Origin of the sequence: Streptomyces uncialis (assembly GCF_036250755.1) — a bacterium.
GTDB classification, from domain to species: Bacteria; Actinomycetota; Actinomycetes; order Streptomycetales; family Streptomycetaceae; genus Streptomyces; species Streptomyces uncialis.
The window spans coordinates 6,822,529-6,842,946 of sequence record NZ_CP109583.1 but is presented as its reverse complement, the minus strand read 5'-3'; the positions used below and the strand labels follow the sequence as shown (position 1 = coordinate 6,842,946).

Below are 20,418 nucleotides of genomic sequence, written 5' to 3'. Positions count from 1 at the left end.
TACGGACCGCGTCGCCCGTGTGCTCAACACACCTCCCGCCGATGTGGGAAGGGCCTCGACGATCATGGGCCGAATCCGGACGTCCCCGGGGTACGGGTGTGCGAAGGTGACCTGGTGGACCAGGGAAGGGGACCGATGAGCGGGAACGGGAGCGCGGGCCGCGGCACCGCGGACGGCGTCGGCGCGGCCACGGGGACCGTGCGGCGGAGCACGGCGGACCAGGAGCCCGGTCTCGCCTGGGAGCAGCGGCTGGCCGCCGCCTGGTCGCGGCTGGACGCGCTGCCCGCGCCGCAGTTCCGGGCGCTGATCGACGCGCTGGCCGCCGAACTCCCGCCGGACAGCGCGGTGGCGGCGTTCGAGCGGGCCGGGGCGTTCGACTCGACGGGGCGTCCCGACCGGGCGGTGCCGCTGTACCGGCTGGCGCTGGAGCGCGGGGTGGAGGGTGTCCGGCGCCGCCGTGCCAAGATCCAGCTCGCGAGTTCGCTGCGGAACCTGGGCCGCCCCGAGGAGGGTGTCGCCCTGCTCTCCCCGGAACTGGACGCCGAGCCGGACGAGTTGGACGACGCGGTGCGGGCGTTCCTCGGGCTGTGTCTCGCCGACACGGGCCGGGAGCGCGAGGCGCTGGCGCTGGCGCTCGGCGCGCTCGCCCCGCATCTGCCGCGCTATCAGCGGTCGTTGCGGCACTACGCGCGCGGGCTGAACGCTCCGGCCGCTTCCTGATCCCGGCGGCGGGGCGGTCCCCCGTCCGTGGCGGGCGGGTGACCATCCCCCGTCTCGTTCGTTGCGCTGATCGTGCAGTCACAGGATGTCGTCACCCGCCCCGACCGCCCGGCCGGACCGGCCGCCGACGTGGAGCGGGCCGAAGCCGCGCTCGTCGAGCACTATCCCCGGCTCGCCCGCCTCGCCTATCTGGTGCTGCCGCCGCGTCTCGGCCGCCACCGCCGGGTACTGACGGCCCACGCGCTGGTGCAGCGCGGCCTGCCCCGGGGCCGGGGCGGGAGCGGTACGGCGGGGGTGGTGGCCGCCCGGCGTTCCGGTGACGCCCGGGGCGCCGATCCGGGGTACGCGTTCGTACGGCTGCGGGTGCTGCGGGCGGCGCTGGAGGCGGATCTGCCGCTGAAGCGGTTCGCGCTGCCCAAGCGGGCGCGGCTGTGGCCCGGGCTGCCGCAGGTGTGGGGGCTGCGGCTGTTCCCCCGTTCCGGCGGCGCCGACGAACTCGCGCTGGACCAGGACCTTTCGGCGCTGACCGCGCCGGGCCGGGCCGCGTACGTGCTGCGGGGTCTGGAGGGGCTGACGGACGACGAGGTCCGGAACCTGCTGTCGGCGGCGGGCGCGGAGGATCCGGACGACGCGCTGGACGAGGCGGACGAGGTGGCGCGGCGGTACGCGCTGCTGGAGGCGCCGGAGTTCGATCCGTGTGTGCTCCAGGCGCGGCCCACGGACCTGGTGCGCAGGCGTCAGCATCTGCGGGCGGCGGCGGTGGCCGCGGCGGCGACCGTGGTGTGCGGCGCGCTCCTCGGGATGCCCGGCGAGGGCTGGGGCCCGGACGGCGCGGCGGCGCCTCCGTACGCGAAGAACCCGGCGGGTGAGGCGGCGCTGGACCCGGCGCTGCTCACCGAGGCGGGGTCCGCCGCGTGGCGTACCTCGCCGCGCACGGACTTCTCGGTGTGGCCCGCCCGGGGCGCGCTCACCGGTGACCGGGCGCTGTTGCGAAGGGCGTTGGCGGTGTGGGCGCGGCCGGGTACGTCGGTGCGGGTGTCGGCGACCCCGGGTACCGCATCGGGCGCGGCGCCCGGTCCGGCGCAGTTGCTGTACGCGGGTGAGGTGGACGGCGCGCGGGTGGTGCTGCTGCACGACGGGCTGCGGATCGTGCGGTACGCGGAGCCGGTGGAGGGCTCGGAGGGGGCGGCGCTCGACTTCGCCCGGGTGGACGGCGCGGGCGCGGCCGAGGCGGTGGCGCTGGTGCTCGGCCGCACGGACGGCAATGTGCGGTATCTGACGGCGCCCTGGGTGAGCGGTACGGCGGTGCGGGATCTGCGGACGCCCGGTACCGGACCGGTGGCGTTGCGGCGGTCGGCGGACGGGGTGACGGACCCGATGGCCGGTCCCGGGCAGCCGGACCCGAAGACGGGGATGTGCTCCTCGTGGAACGTCCTCCAGGTGTCCGGTGGCGGGCCGAAGCGGCTGATGAGCGATCTGGGTGAGCTGACGCCGGCCCGGCTGACGTCGGGGCGGCCGGGGGCGGCGCGGGACGCGGCGGGTGCCGAGGCGCTGGCCGAGTGGGCGCCCGCGGCGTGTTCGCTGGCGGCGGTGCGGGGGCAGGGGGTGCGTACGGTGAACTCCTGGACGTACGCGAGTCAGCCGCTGCCGGAGGGCAACGGCCAGGCGTCGTGGCTGTGCACCCGGGCCGACACCTGGCGGGGCGGCGGGAGCCGGGTGCTGGCGCAGGTGCTGGCGCCGGGCAAGCCGGTCGCGGCGGTGGCGGCGCAGTCCGTGGACTCGCCCGCGTGTTCCCCGCGGCAGGCGCGGGTGCTGGCCGGGGTGCTGTGGAAGTCGACGGCCGGGTCCTGGTACCTGGTGGCCGCCGGGAGCAAGGGTGTGACGGAGCTGTCGGCGCGCGGCGATGTGACCGGGCAGGCGCCGGGGAACGTGCTGGCGGTCCCCGCCCAGGAGGGTGCGCAGGCCGCGCTGACCGGGCGGGGCGAGGACGGTACGAAGATCGACGCGCTGCACTGACCTGGGCAGCGGCAGGGCGGGACGGATGAGGCGGGTGGGGAGCCGGAGGGCTCCCCACCCGCCTCACGCTGTCGGCCGGGTCTCGGCTCAGGGGGCGGAGTCGAGGTAGGGGGCGGCCAGGGCCGGGGGGTTGGCGGCGCGGGTGGCCTCGATGTCCCAGCCGGGCAGGTCGGGGTCGTAGAGGGCGACGGGGACGGGGCGGCCCAGCACCCCGGCCAGCAGGCCCGAGGTGTGGAGGTGGCGGGCGACATCGACGCACACGGTGGCGAACTGTCCGCAGAGTTCCTCCGCGCAGTCGTCCTTCTCGTCGTCGGTGATGTCCTCACCGTCCTCGTACCAGTGCCCGAGGCGTTTCGCCTCGTCGACGAACAGGGCGCCGCCGACCGGGTCGTCGGGGGTGTTGCCGAAGCGCTCGAAGCCGTCCTGGAGCCAGTGGGCGTGGTTCCAGCGGGCCTCCTCGGGGCCGCGGCGGGCGAGTTCGGCGCGGTACTTGCTCTCGGTGTTCCAGCCGATGGTGAGGCAGGGGCGGCGGGGGTCGTGCCCGAGGCGGCGGACATGGAAGGAGACGACGTATATCTCGGGGACGCTCGTGGCGGGGAACCGGGCGACGGCGTCGGCCGCCGCCCGGCGCAGATGGAGTTGGAAGGTGCTCACTGCTCGCGCACTCCAGGGTGTGGGGGGGTGGGGTGAACGTGGGGGTGAGGGGTCGGACGCGTCCGGGAACGCGCTGTCCGGGAACAACTGTCCTGGGACAGGGAGTACTTCATCATGGGGCGGGGGTGCGCGGAGCGGTCCGGCGAGAATCCGGCTCCGGGGGTCTGGCGCCGCCCATTTACCCGTCAGTACATTGACACCATGTCCAACAAGCCGATCCGGCGCCCTGGGCCCGTCGAGTCCGGGCACGCCCCGCCGAGGCCCCGCAGGGTGTCGTTCTCCTGGGCGGACACCCCCCTGCACTGGGTTCCGGGGGACCCGTTCACCACCCATACCGTCAATGTGCTGCATCTGCTGCTGCCCGCCGGTGAGCGGTGGTTCGTCCATGTGTACAAACAGGTGCTGCCGTACATCCATGACGACGCGCTGCGGGCGGACGTCATCGGGTTCATCGGGCAGGAGGCGATGCACGCGCAGGCCCATGACGAGGTGCTGCCGCATCTGCGGGAGCAGGGGCTCGACCCCACCCCGTACACCGCGCAGGTGGACTGGATGTTCGAGAAGCTGCTCGGGGACCGGACCCTGCCGCCGGGCCGTCCGCGCTGGTGGTGGCTGCGGGAGCGGGTCGCGCTCATCGCGGCGATCGAGCACTACACCGCGTTCCTCGGCGACTGGGTGCTGAACGCCGACGCGCTCGACCGCGCGGGCGCCGACCCCACCATGCTGGACCTGCTGCGCTGGCACGGCGCCGAGGAGGTCGAGCACCGGTCGGTCGCCTTCGACCTGTTCGCGCACATCGACGGGGCGTACGCGCGGCGGGCCCGCACCTGGGCGCTGGCGTTCGGGGCGCTGATGTTCCTGTGGCAGCGCGGCATACGGTTCTTCCTGGCCAACGATCCGACGCTGGACCGCGGTCCGGGCGGCACCGCGAAGGCGTCCCTCATGGACTTCCACCGCCGGGGGCGCGCGGGTCTCCTGCCCGGCACCGGGGCCCTGCTGCGTTCGGTGCCCGGCTATCTGCGCCGCGACTACCACCCCTCGCACGAGTGCAGCACCGCACAGGCCCTCGCCTATCTCGCGTCCTCCCCCGCCGCCCGCGCCGCCGACGCGGCCATGGGAAAGGACGCGGGCTGATGCCGGGCCCGCGGCTGCCGCTCGCCGCGCTCGCCGCCACCGGCTCCGCGCTGCTGGTCCGCCGCGCGCTGCGCCGCCGGATCGGGGCCTCGCCGCTGTGGCCGCTGCCCGCGCTGGAGGAGCCGGTCTCCGGGCGGCCCCGCTCCCGGGCGCTGCGGCTGCTGGTCACCCGGCACGAGCGGATCGCGGACGGGGTGGTGCTGCTGCGGCTCGAAGGGGCCGCGCTGCCCGGGTGGGAGCCGGGCGCGCATCTGGACCTGGTGCTGCCGTCCGGGCGGGTCCGCTCGTACTCGTTGTGCGGGGACCCCGCCGACCGCACCGCGTACACCGTCGCCGTACGGCTCGTCGCCGACGGGCGCGGCGGTTCCCGCGAGGCGCATGAACTGCTGCGCGCGGGCAGCGAGGTGGAGGTGCGCGGGCCGCGCAACCGGTTCCCGCTCGCCGACGCCCCGGAACACCTCCTGGTGGCGGGCGGTATCGGGATCACCCCGCTGCTGCCGATGCTGCGGGCGCTGGACGCGGCGGGCACCCCCTGGCGGCTGCTGTACCGGGGGCGCGGCCGGGCGTCGATGCCGTTCCTGGACGAGATCGGGCGGCTGGACGCGGGCCGGGGCCGGGTCACGGTGTCCGACGGCCCCGGACGGCCGCCGCTCGAAGCCCTGTTCCGGGACATCGCGCCGGGCACCGCCGTCCAGGTCTGCGGTCCGGCCGGGCTGATGGACGCGGTCGCGCGGGCGCTGCCCGCCGGCTGCGCGCCGCACCGCGAGCGGTTCACCGCGTCCGCCGAGCCCGGCGGCGAGGACACGGAGTTCGAGGTGGAGCTGCGGCGCAGCGGGCGGACCGTACGGGTCCCCGCGGACTCCACCGCGCTGGCGGCCGTCCGCGCGGTGCTCCCCGACACCCCGTACTCCTGCGAGCAGGGGTTCTGCGGGACCTGCCGGCAACGTGTGCTGGAGGGCCGGGTCGACCACCGGGACACCCTGCTCACCGACGCCGAACGCGCCGGATCGATGCTGCTGTGCGTCTCCCGGGCCCGGGGCGGTCGCCTCGCGCTGGACCTGTGACCTGCGCGGAACTCCGCGCGCCGGGGGCGCCGGAGGGCTTCTGTGGCGGCGGGTGCGACGGGGACGCGCGGGGTCCGGCCATGGTGCGTCACCTGGGCCGGGGCGGCCCGGGGGCTGCCGCTAGGGTGTTCCCATGACAACCGGGGTGCGCCGCAGGATGGGTGTCGAGGAACGGCGGCAGCAGCTGATCGGGGTCGCCCTCGAACTGTTCAGCCGCCGTTCGCCCGACGAGGTCTCCATCGACGAGATAGCCGCCGCCGCGGGCATATCCCGCCCGCTGGTGTACCACTACTTCCCGGGCAAGCTGAGCCTCTACGAGGCGGCGCTGACCCGGGCCGCCGAGGATCTCGCGGCCCGGTTCCAGGAGCCCCACGAAGGGTCGCTCGGGGTCCGGTTGCTGCGGGTGATGCGCCGCTTCTTCGACTTCGTGGACGAGCACGGGCCCGGTTTCTCCGCGCTGATGCGCGGCGGACCGGCCGTCTCGATGGGCGAGTCGGTGCCGGTGAACACCCTCTCGGCGACGAACGCGCTCATCGACTCGGTGCGGCAGGCCGCGTACGAGCAGATCCTCACGCATATGGACGTGGCGGACCCGCCGCCCCGGCTGGAGCTGGTGATCCGGTCATGGATCTCGCTGGCCGAGTCGACGGCGCTGATCTGGCTGGACAAGCGGCAGATCCCGCGCCATGAGCTGGAGTTGCAGCTCGTCCACGACTTCGCGGCGCTCACCGCCGTCAGCTCCGCGTACGACGCGGAGATGGCGGGCATCCTGGTGCGCATCCTCGCCGACGAGCCCGCCGACGGCCCGTTCGGTGAACTGGTGGGCCGCCTGGTCGCGCTCACCCCGCCCGCGGCTCCCTGAGGGTCCGACGGACACCCGGTCTGGAGAATCGTTCCGCCAGCCACCCGGACGAGGGTCCGCCCGCCCCGGGACCCAGGACGGGCGGCCCGGCGTCAGGACGCGGACGACCACCAGACCGTGGTGTCGAGGGGCAGCGTGCCCGGGTCCGGGAGTTCCGCGCTGGCCAGGAGCACCTCGCCCGGGGCCGGGTAGGGGACGGCGGCGCCGCTGATGTTGGCCGCGCAGGTCAGCACCCGGTCCCCGGCCGTCCGGCGGAAGGCCAGCACACCGTCCGGGGCGGACAGCCACTCGACCCGGTCCCCCGCGCCGAGCGCCGGATGGGCGCGCCGGGCCGCGAGGGCCGCGCGGTACAGCTCCAGCGTCGAGCCCGTGACCCCGGTCTGCGCCTGGACGCTCAGGGCGCCCCACTCCCCCGGCTGCGGCAGCCAGGAACCGGCCGGGCCGAAGCCGTGGGAAGGGCCGTCGGTGGTCCAGGGGATCGGCACCCGGCAGCCGTCACGGAGGCCGTCCTGTCCGGCGCTCCGGAAGAACGACGGGTCCTGGCGGACCTCGTCGGGCAGGTCGACCACGTCCGGCAGCCCCAGTTCCTCGCCCTGGTAGACATACGCGGACCCGGGCAGCGCCAGCATCAGCAGGGTCGCCGCGCGGGCCCGGCGCAGCCCGAGCGCGCGGTCCCCGGCGGTACGGAGCTGGGTGCCGAGTCCGGGCGGGTTGGCGAAGCGGGTCGCGTGCCGGGTCACATCGTGGTTGGACAGCACCCAGGTGGCCGGGGCGCCGACGGGCCGCATCGCGTCGAGGGACCGGTCCACGACCTCCCGCAGCGCGACCGCGTCCCACGGGGTCGTGAGGTACTGGAAGTTGAACGCCTGGTGCAGCTCGTCGGGACGGACGTAGCGGGCGGTGCGCTCCACGGTCGGGGTCCACGCCTCCGCGACGAAGATCCGCTCGCCCGGGTACTCCTCGATCAGCGCCCGCCAGGTGCGGTACACGGCGTGCACACCCTCCTGGTCGAAGAACGGCCGGACACCGTCGTCCAGCAGCCCCACCCGTCCGGCCCCCGCGCCGAGGTCGGGCAGGCCCGGCGCCTTGACCAGCCCATGGGCGACATCGACCCGGAAGCCGTCGACGCCCCGGTCCAGCCAGAAGCGCAGGATGGAGCGGAACTCGTCGGCGACGGCCGGGTGCTCCCAGTCGAAGTCGGGCTGCTCGGGGGCGAAGAGATGCAGATACCAGTCGCCGGGGGTGCCGTCGGGATTCTCCGTACGGGTCCACGCGGGGCCGCCGAACACGGACTCCCAGTCGTTGGGCGGCAGCTCACTGTCCCGGCCGCGTCCGGGCCGGAAGTGGTAGCGCTCGCGCAGCGGTGAGCCGGGGCCGTCCGCGAGTGCGCGGACGAACCAGTCGTGCCGGTCGGAGGAGTGGTTGGGCACCAGGTCCACGATGATCCGCAGCCCTTGGACGTGCGCCTCGCGGATCAGCTCGTCCGCGTCCTGGAGGGTGCCGAACACGGGGTCGACGGCCCGGTAGTCGGCCACGTCGTACCCGGCGTCGGCCTGCGGGGAGGCGTAGAAGGGGCTCAGCCACACCGCGTCGACCCCGAGGTCGCGCAGATACGGCAGCCGGGCGCGCACCCCCGCGAGATCGCCCATGCCGTCGCCGTCGCTGTCGCCGAAACTGCGGGGATAGACCTGGTAGATGACCGCTTCCGTCCACCAGCCGGGCCCGGCCGTACCGGTCCGCGGCTGGTCTGCGGTGTGCTGGCTCATGGTGTCCTCACTGCTCGGAGGTGGGGGTCCGGCCCGGCGGCCGGTGCCGGGAGCGGGCGTCCGCCCGTACCCGGGTTCTCGTCGTGGGCGGGTACGGGCCGTGGAGGGGAGCCGTCGGGACGAGGGCTCGTCGTAGGTGGGTGCTCGTCGGGGCTCGCGCGGGCCCGGTCGGCGCCCCGGCCGCGGGGAGCCCCGCAGACCGGGCCGCCGGGGCCACCGGACACACGCGCGTCACCCCGAGGACATACCCACGAAAGTGCTTGCAGAAAGAATCCGCAAGGAACTCTGGCCGATCCGCAAGGACTTGCCGTCCCGGGCGCGGCGACTGCCGCCCGCCCCGTATACGTTGAGCGGGTACGGCGGGCGGGCCGGCCACCGTGCCCGCGACGGCACCGCCCACCTCCCAGGGAGCCCGATGAGCCAGCAGCCCCCCGCGCCGCGTACCGCCGCCCCCGCGCCCGGACCGGCCGGCGGGCCCCCGCGCCCCCGGACGGCGCCGTCACCGCCCGTGACCGCGCGGCTCGCCGACATCGCGGCACGGGCGGGGGTCAGCGAGGCGACCGTCAGCCGGGTGCTCAACGACCGGCCGGGGGTCGCCGCGGCCACCCGCCGGTCCGTGCTCGCGACGCTCGACGTGCTCGGCTACGAACGCCCCGTAAGGCTGCGCCGGCGCGGTACGGGACTTGTGGGACTTGTCACCCCGGCGCTGGACAACCCGGTCTTCCCGGCGCTGGCCCAGGTGATCGTCCAGGCCCTGACCCGCCAGGGCCTCACCCCGGTCCTGGTCACCAGCACCGCCGACGGCTCCACCGAGGACGAGCTGACCGCGATGCTGGTCGACCAGGGGGTCGCCGGGATCATCTATGTCTCGGGGCTGCACGCGGACACCACAGCCGACCCGGCGCGCTACGAGCGGCTGCGCGCCCAGGGGGTGCCGTTCGTGCTGGTGGACGGCTTCTCGCCGAAGGTGCGGGCGCCCTTCATCTCCCCCGACGACCGGGCGGCGACCCGGCTGGCCGTCACCCATCTGGTGGCCCTCGGCCACACCCGGATCGGGCTCGCCCTCGGCCCGCGGCGGTACGTACCGGTGCAGCGGAAGACCGAGGGGTTCGTCCAGGCGCTCCACGAACGGCTCGGGACGGCCGAGGACGACATCACCGCGCGGCTGGTCCAGCACTCCCTGTACACCCTGGAGGGCGGGCAGGCGGCGGCCGGGGCGCTGCTGGACCGGGACTGCACGGCGATCGTCTGCGCCAGCGACATGATGGCGCTCGGCGCGGTGCGGGCCGCCCGGCAGCGCGGTCTCGCGGTCCCCGACGACGTGTCCGTCGTCGGGTTCGACGACTCCCCGCTGATCGCGTTCACCGATCCCCCGCTGACCACGGTCCGCAAGCCGGTGACCGCGATGGGCCAGGCGGCCGTCCGGGCCCTGCTGGAGGAGATCGGGGGGACGCCCGCGCCGTACGGCGAGTACGTCTTCATGCCGGAGCTGGTGGTCCGGGGCTCCACCGCGTCGGCGCGCCGGGGCGGTGGCGCGGATTCCCCCTGACGGCGTCGGGGGCGCGTCGTAGTCCGTGAGGGGGAGCGCATGCGGAGGGAACCCGTCCGGGGGATGATCAGACGTGACACATCATCTGGCAGACTCTTCCCTCATGGGTGAGACGACCGTGACACAACTGGAAGGCCGACAGGGGGCCGCCAGCGGGGGTCAGCAGTCCGTTCCCCGGGACGGCGGCGCACCCCTCACGGACGGGTCCCCGGCATCCGACCGGACCGGTGGGTCCGGGCGGGCGGGACGGTTCTCGCGACAGGCGCTGCTCGACCGGATGCGGGCACCACGCAGGCCCCGGCTGTGGTTCGAGATCCTGCTGATCGCCGTGAGCTACTGGACCTACTCGCTGGTACGCAACGCCGTACCGGAGCAGAAGGCCCAGGCCATGGCGAACGCCGAGTGGATCTGGGACGTACAGGCGAGCATGGGGCTGGCCTTCGAGAAGTCCGTCAACCACGCGGTGGAGTCGGTGACGTGGCTGATCGTGGGCATGAACTACTACTACGCCACCTTGCATTTCATCGTGACGCTCGGTGTGCTGGTGTGGCTGTTCCGCAGTCATCCCGGGCGGTACGCGGCGACCCGCACGGTGCTGTTCGCGACGACCGGGGTGGCCCTGCTCGGGTACTACCTCTACCCCCTGGCGCCGCCCCGGCTGATGACCGGGGGCGGCTTCATCGACACGGTGCTGGTCCATGAGACCTGGGGTTCCATGGCCTCCGGCGACCTCAAGAACATGTCCAACCAGTACGCCGCGATGCCGTCCATGCACATCGGGTGGTCGCTGTGGTGCGGGCTCACGATCTTCTTCCTGGCGAAGGTGCCGTGGGCGAAGGTGCTGGGGCTGCTGTACCCGGTGGTGACGCTCGTGGTGATCGTCGCGACCGCGAACCACTTCTGGCTGGACGCGGTGGGCGGCATGGTGTGCCTCGCGTTCGGCTACGCGGTGGCACGTGCGTGGTACGGGGAGTGGCCGTCGCGCCTTCCCCGCGAGGTGCTCCCGGCGGGCGGCGGTTCCGTGGTGGCCCGCCGCTGACCCCCCGCGGTTTCCCCGGGCTGGGGGCCCTGGGTCTGTCCGGCTGGGCGTACTTTTCCCTGCACAGGTAGTCCGGGGGTGCGCAGTTCCCCGCGCCCCTGAGGTGCTGCCCCCTTACGGTCGCTTCTCGGGTGCGGGTCCGCCCTCGATTTTGCGCAGTTCCCCGCGCCCCTTTGGGGGCGCCTCCGCCCCTTGCTGTTGCTTTTCGGCACCCTCCTCGCGCACTCGCGCTGCTGCGGGAGGGGGTGGGCGGGAATCTCTGCTCGCAGACTCCGATGCTCTTCAGTCGGGTCACTGGACGTGTTACCGAGCGTGTCGGATCGAGGACGGAGAATCCCGACCGGCACCGACCCGAAGAACCGGCAGAACGCGCCCCAAAGGGGCGCGGGGAACTGCGCGAACCCACGAACGACGGCACAGGAACGAAGTACGCCCCGCACAGGCAACCCGGCGGGGCGAGCCTCTACGAGTCGTAGAAGAGGGCGTCGACGACGGCGCGGGCGCGTCGGGTCACGCGGCGGTAGTCGTCGAGCATCGCGCCCACCTGCCCCGGCCCGTACCCGAGATAGCGTCCCACCGCCCCCAGCTCCCGCCCGTCGGACGGAAACGTGTCCCCGGCCCGCCCCCGCACCAGCATCACCGCGTTGCGCACCCGCGAGGCCAGCACCCACGCCTCGTCCAGCACCTCCGCGTCCTCCGCGGCCAGCAGCCCCGCCGCGTGGGCCGCCGCGAGCCCCGCCCGGGTCCGGGTGGTGCGCAGCGCCGGCACCTCCCACCCGTGCCGCATCTGCATCAGCTGGACGGTCCACTCGACATCGGACAGCCCGCCGCGCCCCAGCTTGGTGTGCAGCGTGGGGTCCGCCCCGCGCGGCATCCGCTCGGACTCCATCCGGGCCTTGAGCCGCCGGATCTCCCGTACGGCGTCCGGCCCGGGCCCCCCTTCGGGGTAGCGCAGCGGGTCGATGAGTTCGATGAAGCCCCGGCCCAGTTCCACGTCCCCGGCGACGGGTTCCGCGCGCAGCAGCGCCTGCGCCTCCCAGACCAGTGACCACCGGCGGTAGTACGCCTCGTACGACTTGAGGGTCCGTACGACCGGACCGTTCTTCCCCTCCGGACGGAGGTCCGCGTCTATGAGCAGGGGCGGGTCCGCGCTGGGGAGCTGGAGCAGCCGCCGCATCTCCGCGACGACGGCGCTCGCGGCCTTCGCGGCCTCCTGCTCGTCCGCGCCCTCGCGGGGCGCGTGGACGAACAGGACGTCGGCGTCGGACCCGTAGGACAGTTCGTGGCCGCCGAAACGGCCCATCCCGATGATCGCGAACCGGGTGGGGAGTTCCGCGCCCCAGCCCTCCTGGACGACCGCGCGCAGCGTGCCCGCGAGGGTCGCGGCGGTGAGGTCGGACACGGCGGCGCCGGTGAGGTCGACGAGGGCGCCCTGGTTGGCGACGGCGGGCATGTCCTCGGTGCCGTAGGAGGCGACGATGTCGGCGGCGGTGGTGCGGAACAGCTCCCGGCGGCGTACGGCGCGGGCGGCGCGGACGGCCTGTTCGCCGCCGTCGGCGCGGCGGACGGTGGCGAGCATCTCCTGTTCCAGCGGGGCCCGGTCCCGGACGCGCAGCCCGCTCGGGTCGCCGAGCAGGGCCACCGCCTCGGGGGCCCGCATCAGCAGGTCGGGGGCGAGCCGTCCGGCGGACAGCACCCGGGCGAGGTTCTCGGCGGCGGCGCCCTCGTCGCGCAGCAGCCGCAGGTACCAGGGTGTCTTGCCGAGCGCGTCGGAGACCTTGCGGAAGTTCAGCAGCCCGGCGTCCGGGTCGGCGGAGTCCGCGAACCAGCCGAGCAGCACGGGCAGCAGGGTGCGCTGGATGGCGGCCTTGCGGCTGACTCCGGAGGCGAGGGCCTCCAGATGGCGCAGCGCGGCGGCGGGGTCGGCGTAGCCGAGGGCGACCAGGCGTTCGCGGGCGGCTCCGGTGCTGAGCCGGGTCTCACCGGGGGCGAGCTGGGCGACGGCGTCGAGCAGCGGGCGGTAGAACAGCTTCTCGTGCAGCCGGCGGACGACGGAGGTGTGGCGCCGCCAGGCCCGGTCCAGGTCGGTGAGGGGTTCGGTGCGCATGCCCAGCGAGCGGCCGATGCGGCGCCGGTCGGCGTCGTCCTCGGGGACGAGATGGGTGCGGCGCAGCCGGAAGAGCTGGATGCGGTGTTCGAGGCTGCGCAGGAAGCGGTAGGCGTCGTCGAGCTGGGTGGCGTCGACCCGGCCGACGTAGCCGCCGCGGGCGAGGGCGGCGAGCGCGTCGAGGGTGGTGCCGCTGCGCAGGGAGCTGTCGGCGCGGCCGTGGACGAGCTGGAGGAGCTGGACGGCGAACTCCACGTCGCGCAGTCCGCCGGGGCCGAGTTTCAGTTCCCGGTCGACCTCGCCCGCCGGGATGTTCTCGATCACCCGGCGCCGCATCTTCTGTACGTCGGCGACGAAGTTGTCGCGTTCGGCGGCCTGCCAGACGAGGGGGGCGATGGTGGCCACGTACCGGGCGCCGAGTTCCAGGTCACCGGCGACCGGACGGGCCTTCAGCAGGGCCTGGAACTCCCAGGTCTTGGCCCAGCGCTGGTAGTAGGCGAGATGGCTGGAGAGGGTGCGGACGAGGGGGCCGTTGCGGCCCTCGGGGCGGAGGTTGGCGTCGACGGGCCAGATGGTGCCCTCGACGGTGGTCTCGGAGCAGATCCGCATCATGTGCGAGGCGAGCCGGGTCGCGGCGCGCAGGGCCTCGGCCTCCCCGCCGCCGCCATGACCGTCGCCGTGACCGTTTCCGCCGTCGTCCCCGGCCGGTTCGGCGGGTTCGGCGACGAAGATGACGTCCACGTCGGAGACGTAGTTCAGCTCATGGCCGCCGCACTTGCCCATCGCGATGACCGCGAGCCTGCACAGGGCGGCGTCCTCGGGGGCCGCGGCGGCGGCGAGGGCGACGGCCGCGCGCAGGGTGGCCGTGGCGAGGTCGGCGAGTTCGGCGGCGGTCTGGGTGATGTCGGTGGTCCCGCACACGTCGCGGGCGGCGATCGACAGCAGACAGCGCCGGTAGGCGACCCGCAGGGAGACCGGGTCGGTGGCTCCGGCGAGCCCCCGGGTGAACTCCTCGACACCGGGGTGGAGGTCCTGGGCCTCGTAGGTGACGAGGGCCTGCCAGTCGCGGGGGTGGCGCGCCAGATGGTCGGCGAGCGCCTCGGACGCGCCGAGCACCCCCAGCAGCCGGTCCCGCAGGGGCTTCGCGGCGATCAGGGTGTCCAGCAGTTCCCGGCGGGCGAGCGCGTCGGGCTGGGCCTCGGCGAGCCGGACGAGGCCCAGCAGCGCGAGGTCCGGGTCGGCGGCTCGGCCGAGCGCGTCCAGCAGCACCGGGTCGGCTCGTACCGCGGCCAGCGCCTCGCCGTCCAGCAGCCGTTCGGCGGTGGAGGGGTCGGTGAAGCCGTGCCGCAGCAGCCGGGTGAAGGTGCTGCTCCGGCGTCCTTGCGGCACCGTCATCCGCCCGGCCCCCTGACCGCCGTGCCCGCGGGCTCCCCGGCCCTCATAACTGCCGCCTCTCTCGTGTCCCGTCCGCCGCGGGCACCGCCCGTGCGGCTCCCGGTCGTGGCACGGCGTGATTCCGCCACCGTGTCCTGTTCCGGGCGCGGCCGGGGTCCGCGGTGGTTACCGTGGCCCGGTCCGGCGTCGTCACCGCCGAGCCTACGTCCTGGCCGATGAGTTCCGCCCGTGCGCGCGGTCCACACCGTGCGGGGACTCCCATCGACCACGACGGGCCGCCGGGTTCTCCCGGGCGGACGAAGTCCCCGGGCCCACCGAGGAGCCGCACCATGAACGCCGACGCGCCGCGCGCCGAACTCAACACCGACTTCAGCAGCCCCGACGCCGAACCCACCTCGTGGGCGAGGGTGGAGGAACTGCTGTCCGCGCCCCGGACCTTCTGGATCTCGACCGTGCGTCCGGACGGCCGTCCGCATGTCACCCCGCTGATCGCCGTCTGGCGCGACGGCGTGCTGCACTTCGCGACGGGCCCGGCCGAACGCAAGGCGCTGAATCTGGCGCGGAACGCGGAGGTCGTGCTGACCACCGGGGACGCGGCCTGGGACGAGGGCTGCGACGTGGTGGTCGAGGGGACGGCCGTGCGGATCACCGACGAGGACCGGCTGCGTGCTCTCGCGGGGGCCTGGGAGGCGACGTACGGTTCGTTCTGGAAGTTCGACGTACGGGACGGGGCGTTCAGCGGGGACGGCGGCGCCGCGTGGGTGTTCGGGGTGGCGCCCCGTACCGTCTTCGCCTTCGCCAAGGGCGACCCGTCCGGCCAGACCCGCTGGCGGCTGCGCTGATCCCTGGGCGCCGGGGCCGCCCCGACAGGATGAGGATCTCGGTATGGACTGGACGCTGGAAGTGATCACCGTGCCCGTCACGGACGTGGACCGGTCGCTGGCCTTCTACCGGGACAAGGCCGGCTTCCATGTCGATCTGGACATGGAGGTGATGCCGGGCGCACGGGTCGTTCAGCTGACCCCGCCCGGCTCGGGGTGCTCCATCGCCCTGACGGACGGGGTGCCGTCCCCCACCGGGCAGGCGCGGCCCGGTGGGTACCACGGGCTCCAGCTCGTCGTCACGGACATCGAGGCGGCGCGCGCGGAGCTGACCGGGCGGGGCCTGGAGGTCACCGGGCCGGAGCGGTACGGCGACAGCGACGGCGCGACGTTCCTGTACTTCACCGATCCCGACGGGAACGGCTGGGCCGTGCAGGAGTACCGGGCCCGGATCGCCGAGCCGCTGCACGAACTGCTCGCCCGGCAGCGCGACACGGCCTGACGGGACCGCGCCGGGCCGCCGTGCGGTTCAGCCGCCGGCGCGGGCGCGCAGCAGTTCGTCCATCCGGGCGATCTCGGACCGCTGGCCGTCGACCATGCCCCGCGCGAGCCGCTTCCCGACGGGGACCGCGCAGGAGCGGACACAGCCCTCGGCCATATGGACCCCGCCGCGGTGATGGTCGGTCATGAGCCGCAGGAACAGCGCTTCGGCGGTCCGCCCGCGGGCCGCGCGCAGTTCGTCGAGCTGGGCGCGGGTGGCCATGCCGGGCATCAGCGCCCCGTCCCGTACGTCGCGCGGGTCGGGGGTCATGCCCATCCACGCCATGGGTTCCCGGGCGGACACCGTCGGCAGCTCCCACAGGTCCAGCCAGCCCAGCAGCATGCCCCGCTGGGTGGACTGGGTCTGGGCGATGTCGTAGGCGAGGACGCGGATGTCCTCGTCGTCGGTGCGGTCGCGGACGAGGTACGCCATCTCGACGGCCTGCTGGTGGTGGACGGCCATGTCCCGGGCGAAGCCCGCGTCGGCGGACCCGTCGGCCGGGGCGGTGGCGGCGGGCGCGGGCGCCGGGGCGGGGCCCGAGGAGGCGGCGGTGGCCACGGTGAGCGCGGCCAGTACGGCCGCCGCGGCGAGGGCGGCCGACACGAACGGCCCCGGGCGCCTCACCGGGTGAGCCCGCCCGAGCAGGTGGCGCCCTTCTCGGGGGTCTGCGGGCCCTGGACGTACGCGGCGAGGAACCGGTCGACGGCCGGGTCCTTGCCGCTGTCGACGCTGAGCTGCTTGCCCCAGGCGGTGAGTGTCAGCGGGTCCCGCTGGCCGTCGTACGGGCTCATCAGGGTGTAGGGGGTCCTGCCGACCTTGTTGGCGAGCGCGGCGATGTCGGCCTTGCGGGCCTTCTTGGAGTACGTCACCCAGACGGCGCCGTGCTCCAGGGAGTGCACCGCGTTCTCGTCGCGCACGGGGCGCTCGTAGACGATGCCGTCGCAGGTCATCCAGCGGTCGTGGTGGTTGCCGCCGACGGGCGGGGTCATCGGGTAGGACACCTTGCCGCTCACATGGTCGCGGCCGAGCTTCGACGCGTCCCAGGAGCGGACACCCGCGGGCGGCCGGGGCTTCGCCGCCTCCCCCGGTGCCGCCGTCCCGCCCGGTGCGGCCTCTCCCGGTGTGGTCTCCCCGGGGTGCGCCTCGCCCGGGTGCGCGGGGTGCGGCGCCTCCCCGGGGTTCTTCCCGTCCCCGGAGTCCTCCCGGGCGGCGCCGTCGCGGGCCGCCGGGGCCCGGTCGCCACCGCCACCGCTGTCCGTGGCGTTCGCGAGCAGCGCGCCGCCCACGCCGAGGGTCAGGACCAGGGCCGCGGCGCCCGCGGCCAGCAGGGCCCGGGTGCGGCGCCGCCGGGCGTGCTCGGCGCGGCGCAGTTGCTCCATGTGGGCCCGGGGGTCGACGGGGCGAGGAGGAGTGGGGGAACCCATGAGGTGTCCTTAGGGGCCTGCGGGGACGTACGGGCCCGCTGATCGTAGTGCGGACGGGGTCCGCCGTCGGCGTATCGGCCGGACATCACCCGCGCGTGGCGGCCACGCGGTGGCCGGTAGGGACCCGCCGGTGGGCCCGGCCGTTACGGACGTCCGGATCAGCAGGCAGTATGGGCACAGGACCGCGGTACACGGCCCGGCCGCGGAGCGTCCGACGGAGGTCCGCAACGTGCCGGAAACCGTGTGGTGGGATGCTCGTGCCCCGGACTCGCCCTCGCGGCCCCGGCGCACGCGGCCTGACCGGCAAGGATGGGTGGAAGTCGACAATGGACAAGCAGCAGGAATTCGTGCTCCGGACCCTGGAGGAGCGCGACATCCGTTTCGTACGCCTGTGGTTCACGGATGTGCTGGGCTTCCTGAAGTCCGTCGCGGTCGCCCCCGCGGAGCTGGAGCAGGCGTTCGACGAGGGCATCGGTTTCGACGGCTCGGCCATCGAGGGCTTCGCCCGGGTGTACGAGTCGGACATGATCGCCAAGCCGGACCCGGGGACGTTCCAGGTGCTGCCGTGGCGCGCGGAGGCGCCGGGCACGGCCCGGATGTTCTGCGACATCCTGATGCCGGACGGCTCGCCGTCGTTCGCCGACCCGCGGTACGTGCTGAAGCGGGCGCTGGCGAAGGCGTCCGACCTCGGGTTCACGTTCTACACGCACCCGGAGATCGAGTTCTTCCTGCTGAAGGACAAGCCGCTGGACGGCTCGCGGCCGACGCCCGCCGACAACTCCGGCTACTTCGACCACACCCCGCAGAACGTCGGTATGGACTTCCGCCGGCAGGCCATCACCATGCTGGAGTCGATGGGCATCTCCGTCGAGTTCAGCCATCACGAGGGCGCCCCCGGCCAGCAGGAGATCGATCTGCGGTACGCCGACGCGCTGTCGACCGCCGACAACATCATGACGTTCCGGCTGGTGATGAAGCAGGTGGCGCTGGAGCAGGGCGTGCAGGCCACGTTCATGCCGAAGCCGTTCTCCGAGCACCCCGGTTCCGGGATGCACACCCATCTGTCGCTGTTCGAGGGCGACCGCAACGCCTTCTACGAGTCGGGCGCCGAGTACCAGCTGTCCAAGGTGGGCCGTTCCTTCATCGCCGGGCTGCTGCGGCACGCGGCGGAGATCTCCGCCGTCACCAACCAGTGGGTCAACTCGTACAAGCGGATCTGGGGCGGCTCGGAGCGCACCGCGGGCGCGGGCGGTGAGGCGCCCTCGTACATCTGCTGGGGTCACAACAACCGTTCGGCGCTGATCCGGGTGCCCATGTACAAGCCGGGGAAGACCGGTTCGGCGCGGGTGGAGGTCCGTTCGCTGGACTCCGGCGCCAACCCGTACCTGGCGTACGCCGTGCTGCTCGGCGCGGGTCTGCGGGGCATCGAGGAGGGCTACGAACTGCCTCCGGGCGCCGACGACGACGTGTGGGCGCTGTCCGACGCGGAGCGCCGCGCGATGGGCATCGAGCCGCTGCCGCAGAACCTGGGCGAGGCGATCTGGCTGATGGAGCGCAGCGAACTCGTCGCCGAGACGCTCGGCGAGCATGTGTACGACTTCTTCCTGCGCAACAAGAAGCAGGAGTGGGAGGAGTACCGCTCCGAGGTGACGGCGTTCGAGCTGAGGAAGAACCTGCCGGTGCTGTAGCCCCGTACGGCACGGGTGCCGGGGCGTCAGCAGCTCCGTACGGCACGGGTGCCGGGTGTCAGCGGGCGGTGGCGGCGCGGATCGTGTCGGCCACGTCCGCCGGGCGGTCCAGCGTCAGGAAGTGGCCCGCGGGGGCCGCGACCCGGAAGCGGGCCGCCAGGGCCTTCGCCAGGGCCCGCTGGCGGGTGAGCCACGGGTCCGGTCCGGCGGTGGCGCGGGCGCCGGCGAGGACCGTCACCGGGAGGCCGGCGGGCAGGGCGTGGGTGCGGCGCAGGGCGGCCAGGTACAGGGCCGCCTCGGGGTAGGTGAGGTGCTCGGCGGCGATCGCGCGGGCGGTCCGGCTCGTCCGGTACACGGCCCTGACCAGCTCCGGCGGGGCCGGGTCGGGGGCGCCGCCGAGGCGGCCCGCGCGGATCGTCAGCCGCCGCAGCGCGGGCCCGAGCGCGTACGGGACGCCCGCGCGGCACAGCGCCGTGACACCCGCGCGGACGGCGAGGTCCGGGACCGGTGAGGGCCGCCGAGGCACCGGACGTTCCTCCAGGCTGGTGTCCAGCAGGACCAGGGCGTTCACCCGCGCGGGGTGGCGGCGGGTGAAGGACTCCGCGTGGAAGCCCGCCAGCGAGTGACCCACGACGGTCGCCGGGCCGGTGAGGCCCAGCGCGTCCAGGACCCCGCCGAAGCGGTCCGCCTCGGCGGCCGGGTCCGGCGGGCCGGGCGCGGGGGCGCTCAGTCCGAGGCCGGGCCGGTCGAAGCGGACGACGGTGCGGTGCGGCGCCAGCAGCTCCACCACCGGGTCCCAGTCGAACCAGGCCATCCCGAGCCCCGCGGCGAGCACACACACCGGACCGCTGCCGTCGACCGCGGTGTGCACGGCGGTGCCCCCGACCGTCACGAAGGCCACCGGGGCCGCCCTTCGTCCCGGCCACGCGCGAGCGTACGGGCGAACACGACGAGCCACAGCGCCAGCAGGACGAGCTGGAGCCGCTGGGCCACGCCGAGGCCCCAGCTGCCGAGGCCCTCGCCGAACGCCCACACCGCGCCCAGGGTCCACCCGGTGGCGGCGAGCTGGGCGGCCACCAGGACCGTGCCCGCGCGGGCCACCGGTCCCCCGATGCCGTAGCGGCGGGCCGCCACCGTCAGGGCGACGGCGGTGAGCAGGGCGGCGGCCGTCGCCGTGGCGCTGGTCACCAGATGGGCCGAATGGGTCAGCGGCACCAGCCCGCTGTGCTCGCGCTCCGCGCAGCCCGCGTCCATGGTGGGCGTGCAGCTCAGGGGCAGCCGGGAGTCCGCGACGGTCGCCGCGGCGAACAGCGCGAGGGCCGACCAGCCGACGAGGGTCCAGGGGCGGCCCTCCGCCCAGGGCAGCCGCGCCGAGGGGCGCAGCAGGCCCAGCAGCGCCGCGGTGAGCAGCAGCAGCCCGGCGAGCAGGTCCGTGGCGCGGAACAGCGCGGAAAAGGGCTCGCCCTCGGCGGCGAGCTCGCTGACGTACGCCGTGGCGCGCGGCAGCCCGGTGGGCAGGACGGCCTCCAGCAGCCAGGCGCTGTAGGCGAGGGTTCCGGCGGCGGTCAGCAGGGCGGTCGTACGGGGGCCGGTGCGGGACGCTGCGCGGATCGGCATGGATTCATCCTGGGGTACCGG

General features: G+C 74.5%; 17 protein-coding genes. 10 read left to right on the top strand and 7 right to left on the bottom strand.

The annotated features are described in order from the left end of the window. Window positions 1-135 precede the first annotated feature (135 nt). A complete protein-coding gene (locus OG711_RS28630; RefSeq protein ID WP_329561342.1) occupies window positions 136-720 on the top strand; it encodes a tetratricopeptide repeat protein in 585 nt (194 codons plus the stop codon). A 72-nt stretch (window positions 721-792) separates the two neighbouring features. Next, window positions 793-2,736, top strand: coding sequence for a hypothetical protein (locus OG711_RS28625; protein WP_329561340.1), 1,944 nt, complete (start codon window positions 793-795; stop codon window positions 2,734-2,736). A gap of 87 nt (window positions 2,737-2,823) precedes the next feature. Here OG711_RS28625 and OG711_RS28620 read toward each other — a convergent pair whose 3' ends face one another. Then, window positions 2,824-3,390, bottom strand: a complete 567-nt coding sequence (locus OG711_RS28620; protein WP_329561338.1) for a hypothetical protein — start codon at window positions 3,388-3,390, stop codon at window positions 2,824-2,826. A 201-nt stretch (window positions 3,391-3,591) separates the two neighbouring features. Between OG711_RS28620 and OG711_RS28615 the strand changes: the two genes are divergently transcribed. The 3 genes from OG711_RS28615 (at window position 3,592) to OG711_RS28605 (ending at window position 6,450) form a co-directional block, all read left to right on the top strand. Further along, window positions 3,592-4,524 carry a metal-dependent hydrolase gene (locus OG711_RS28615; protein ID WP_266514636.1) on the top strand — a complete coding sequence of 311 codons (933 nt, stop codon included), beginning with the start codon at window positions 3,592-3,594 and terminating at the stop codon, window positions 4,522-4,524. Further along, window positions 4,524-5,588, top strand: coding sequence for a PDR/VanB family oxidoreductase (locus OG711_RS28610; protein WP_329561335.1), 1,065 nt, complete (start codon window positions 4,524-4,526; stop codon window positions 5,586-5,588). The genes OG711_RS28615 and OG711_RS28610 overlap by 1 nt, the downstream gene beginning before the upstream one ends. A gap of 133 nt (window positions 5,589-5,721) precedes the next feature. After that, window positions 5,722-6,450 (top strand): TetR/AcrR family transcriptional regulator, encoded by a 729-nt coding sequence (locus OG711_RS28605; RefSeq protein ID WP_329561333.1) that lies wholly within the window; start codon window positions 5,722-5,724, stop codon window positions 6,448-6,450. A gap of 92 nt (window positions 6,451-6,542) precedes the next feature. Here OG711_RS28605 and OG711_RS28600 read toward each other — a convergent pair whose 3' ends face one another. Beyond that, window positions 6,543-8,216, bottom strand: coding sequence for a glycoside hydrolase family 13 protein (locus OG711_RS28600; RefSeq protein WP_329561331.1), 1,674 nt, complete (start codon window positions 8,214-8,216; stop codon window positions 6,543-6,545). Between the two features lie 508 nt (window positions 8,217-8,724). Here OG711_RS28600 and OG711_RS28595 point away from each other — a divergent pair. Continuing rightward, the gene (locus OG711_RS28595; protein WP_266518125.1) at window positions 8,725-9,765 is read left to right on the top strand and encodes a LacI family DNA-binding transcriptional regulator; all 1,041 of its coding nucleotides are present in this window, start codon (window positions 8,725-8,727) and stop codon (window positions 9,763-9,765) included. 103 nt (window positions 9,766-9,868) lie between these two features. Continuing rightward, on the top strand, window positions 9,869-10,804 hold the full coding sequence (locus OG711_RS28590; RefSeq protein WP_329561329.1) for a phosphatase PAP2 family protein: 936 nt from the start codon (window positions 9,869-9,871) through the stop codon (window positions 10,802-10,804). A 463-nt stretch (window positions 10,805-11,267) separates the two neighbouring features. Here OG711_RS28590 and OG711_RS28585 read toward each other — a convergent pair whose 3' ends face one another. Next, complete coding sequence (locus OG711_RS28585) at window positions 11,268-14,306, bottom strand: bifunctional [glutamine synthetase] adenylyltransferase/[glutamine synthetase]-adenylyl-L-tyrosine phosphorylase (protein WP_099284014.1); 3,039 nt, start codon at window positions 14,304-14,306, stop codon at window positions 11,268-11,270. Window positions 14,307-14,635: 329 nt separating this feature from the next. Between OG711_RS28585 and OG711_RS28580 the strand changes: the two genes are divergently transcribed. After that, entirely contained in the window at window positions 14,636-15,148 is a 513-nt protein-coding gene (locus OG711_RS28580; RefSeq protein WP_073791447.1) for a pyridoxamine 5'-phosphate oxidase family protein, read from the top strand. Window positions 15,149-15,191: 43 nt separating this feature from the next. Further along, window positions 15,192-15,629: a VOC family protein gene (locus OG711_RS28575; protein WP_266514652.1), complete on the top strand. Its 438-nt coding sequence runs from the start codon at window positions 15,192-15,194 to the stop codon at window positions 15,627-15,629. Between the two features lie 27 nt (window positions 15,630-15,656). Here the strand turns inward: OG711_RS28575 and OG711_RS28570 are convergent, their stop codons facing one another. Both OG711_RS28570 and OG711_RS28565 read right to left on the bottom strand, forming a co-directional pair. Then, window positions 15,657-16,292, bottom strand: coding sequence for a DUF305 domain-containing protein (locus OG711_RS28570; RefSeq protein WP_073791453.1), 636 nt, complete (start codon window positions 16,290-16,292; stop codon window positions 15,657-15,659). Beyond that, the gene (locus tag OG711_RS28565) at window positions 16,289-17,092 is read right to left on the bottom strand and encodes a DUF3105 domain-containing protein (RefSeq protein ID WP_329561324.1); all 804 of its coding nucleotides are present in this window, start codon (window positions 17,090-17,092) and stop codon (window positions 16,289-16,291) included. Before OG711_RS28565 ends, OG711_RS28570 begins: the two co-directional genes overlap by 4 nt. Window positions 17,093-17,418: 326 nt before the next feature. Between OG711_RS28565 and OG711_RS28560 the strand changes: the two genes are divergently transcribed. Next, the gene (locus OG711_RS28560; protein WP_073791459.1) at window positions 17,419-18,780 is read left to right on the top strand and encodes a glutamine synthetase family protein; all 1,362 of its coding nucleotides are present in this window, start codon (window positions 17,419-17,421) and stop codon (window positions 18,778-18,780) included. A 58-nt stretch (window positions 18,781-18,838) separates the two neighbouring features. On the opposite strand, the gene OG711_RS28555 is transcribed toward OG711_RS28560, so the two are convergent. Further along, window positions 18,839-19,681 (bottom strand): alpha/beta fold hydrolase, encoded by an 843-nt coding sequence (locus tag OG711_RS28555; RefSeq protein WP_329561322.1) that lies wholly within the window; start codon window positions 19,679-19,681, stop codon window positions 18,839-18,841. Continuing rightward, complete coding sequence (locus tag OG711_RS28550) at window positions 19,669-20,397, bottom strand: DUF998 domain-containing protein (protein WP_329561320.1); 729 nt, start codon at window positions 20,395-20,397, stop codon at window positions 19,669-19,671. Before OG711_RS28550 ends, OG711_RS28555 begins: the two co-directional genes overlap by 13 nt. Between the last annotated feature and the right edge of the window lie 21 nt (window positions 20,398-20,418).

Bases quoted from the DNA above. Each gene is read 5' to 3' on its own strand.
- OG711_RS28630 (WP_329561342.1), top strand. From the start codon at position 136: ATGAGCGGGAACGGGAGCGCGGGCCGCGGCACCGCGGACGGCGTCGGC.
- OG711_RS28615 (WP_266514636.1), top strand. From the start codon at position 3,592: ATGTCCAACAAGCCGATCCGGCGCCCTGGGCCCGTCGAGTCCGGGCAC.
- OG711_RS28610 (WP_329561335.1), top strand. From the start codon at position 4,524: ATGCCGGGCCCGCGGCTGCCGCTCGCCGCGCTCGCCGCCACCGGCTCC.
- OG711_RS28605 (WP_329561333.1), top strand. From the start codon at position 5,722: ATGACAACCGGGGTGCGCCGCAGGATGGGTGTCGAGGAACGGCGGCAG.
- OG711_RS28600 (WP_329561331.1), bottom strand. From the start codon at position 8,216: ATGAGCCAGCACACCGCAGACCAGCCGCGGACCGGTACGGCCGGGCCC.
- OG711_RS28590 (WP_329561329.1), top strand. From the start codon at position 9,869: ATGGGTGAGACGACCGTGACACAACTGGAAGGCCGACAGGGGGCCGCC.
- OG711_RS28585 (WP_099284014.1), bottom strand. From the start codon at position 14,306: ATGACGGTGCCGCAAGGACGCCGGAGCAGCACCTTCACCCGGCTGCTG.
- OG711_RS28580 (WP_073791447.1), top strand. From the start codon at position 14,636: ATGAACGCCGACGCGCCGCGCGCCGAACTCAACACCGACTTCAGCAGC.
- OG711_RS28575 (WP_266514652.1), top strand. From the start codon at position 15,192: ATGGACTGGACGCTGGAAGTGATCACCGTGCCCGTCACGGACGTGGAC.
- OG711_RS28565 (WP_329561324.1), bottom strand. From the start codon at position 17,092: ATGGGTTCCCCCACTCCTCCTCGCCCCGTCGACCCCCGGGCCCACATG.
- OG711_RS28560 (WP_073791459.1), top strand. From the start codon at position 17,419: ATGGACAAGCAGCAGGAATTCGTGCTCCGGACCCTGGAGGAGCGCGAC.
- OG711_RS28550 (WP_329561320.1), bottom strand. From the start codon at position 20,397: ATGCCGATCCGCGCAGCGTCCCGCACCGGCCCCCGTACGACCGCCCTG.